Source organism: Novosphingobium sp. JCM 18896, from assembly GCF_025938095.1.
Classification (GTDB): Bacteria; Pseudomonadota; Alphaproteobacteria; order Sphingomonadales; family Sphingomonadaceae; genus Novosphingobium.
This window is the reverse complement of record NZ_JAPCZF010000026.1, coordinates 1-1,456: the sequence shown is the minus strand read 5'-3', so window position 1 is coordinate 1,456 and position 1,456 is coordinate 1. Positions and strand designations below refer to the sequence as shown.

1 protein-coding gene is annotated in these 1,456 nt (G+C 52.7%); it reads left to right on the top strand.

Features of this window, described 5'->3' with window-relative positions; all coding sequences use genetic code 11:
- Nucleotides 1–94: 94 nt before the first annotated feature.
- On the top strand, nucleotides 95–1,261 hold the full coding sequence (locus tag OLX23_RS25745) for a hypothetical protein (protein WP_264448221.1): 1,167 nt from the start codon (nucleotides 95–97) through the stop codon (nucleotides 1,259–1,261).
- The last annotated feature ends 195 nt before the right edge of the window (nucleotides 1,262–1,456 follow it).

Genomic DNA, 1,456 nt, shown 5'->3' with positions numbered 1-1,456 from the left:
CTCGCTCCCATTGGCAATATACCACCCGCCGAAGCGGAGGAGCGCTACTACGCCATGCTGGACGATACCCCCATCGCCGCATAATTTAAGCCGAATGGCCTCCGGCAAGCCCGGGGCGGTTCAACGAGCATTCGGAGCTGCCCTTAAAGGCAACGAGCTTCACGCCGAGCAAGAGGCACTTTGTAACGAAATTCTTCGGACAGTGAGTGATGAACTAGGCGCCCGCCTGGAGACCACGAAGGCGGACCTCAGCAATGTGTTTGGGGTGACTCTATTTCGTCCGGGACCAACCGAACCAATTGAGATCGGTCCGGTCAGATTTCTGACGAAGGAGGTCTGGTTCGAGGGCCTGATTACCGCGAACTTTGTTGACGGAATTACCAAAAGGAGGGTTCTTGCCCGATGGGCGGGTAGAAAACTGGCAAAGCGTAAACCATCGTTTTCAAGCATGAGAGAAGATGAAATTCTGCGAGTCGTTGCCAACTCTGATCATGTTTGTGTCGTTGAAACGCACCATCTTGGAGTTCAGACTGCCGAACATCGGGCCGCAATGGCGGCGAGGATAGCTCTCTGCGCTATTGCCTTACATTGGGACATGCCATCCCGGGTCCTAAATGGCCTTGGACTAAATTACGATCCCGGCTTTCAACGACGCCACTGCCTTGTGATCGACGACACTCGTATCAGAGGTATATCAAGCTCACTTTTCCGAAGGCCGGACGGACCCTTTCTCCAAGACGACTGGGTTGATTTATGGCGAGCGTCAGCGTGGCTTAGGGCGCCAATCGCGCAGGCGCTGAAGCTATATACTGGTGCTTCCGAAGATCCCCCCAACAAGAAGATACTGAATGCACTCTTCCACTCGTTGATGTGGTTTCACCAAGGATGTCTAGAGCAGCAGCCTTTGATTGCTGCTGTGAAGTTCGCTGCCTCAATGGACCCGTGGGCTAAGGGAAAGGGCTCTGATTACATTGCCTTATTTCTTAATGCGCGTCTGAATATTCAAAAGACTGATCCATTGATGAGCCGAGGGCAAACCGCGTTGGAGATTTCCAATGAAGTTTATGGGTATGTTCGCAACCGGACTATTCATGGAAACAATGAGCGGATCACAGAGGACTGGGAAGGGACTCGCGCTACGGCGGAATCTTTAGCACGACTTTGCATTCAGCTTGCATGTGATTGGATTGAAAAAAATCCAAGTGAGGATGAGGTTGAGCTCATGTGGATGCCGGATAAAACTGCGGATACCTCATCATGAGGATTGTAACGTGAAACCGCAACGGCGCATTGTGTCGTAAGAGACGACGAGCCTCTCTGGTTTGGTACCAGAGTAAGCGCCAACGGAAGGCGGCGTTGACGTAGCTCTATTTCGTCTTTCGCTGTCGTGGGCGCCATTTCTTGGCGAGCGCTGCGAAGCGGATGTGGATCAGATCGATGTCCGGCTGAGCATGGG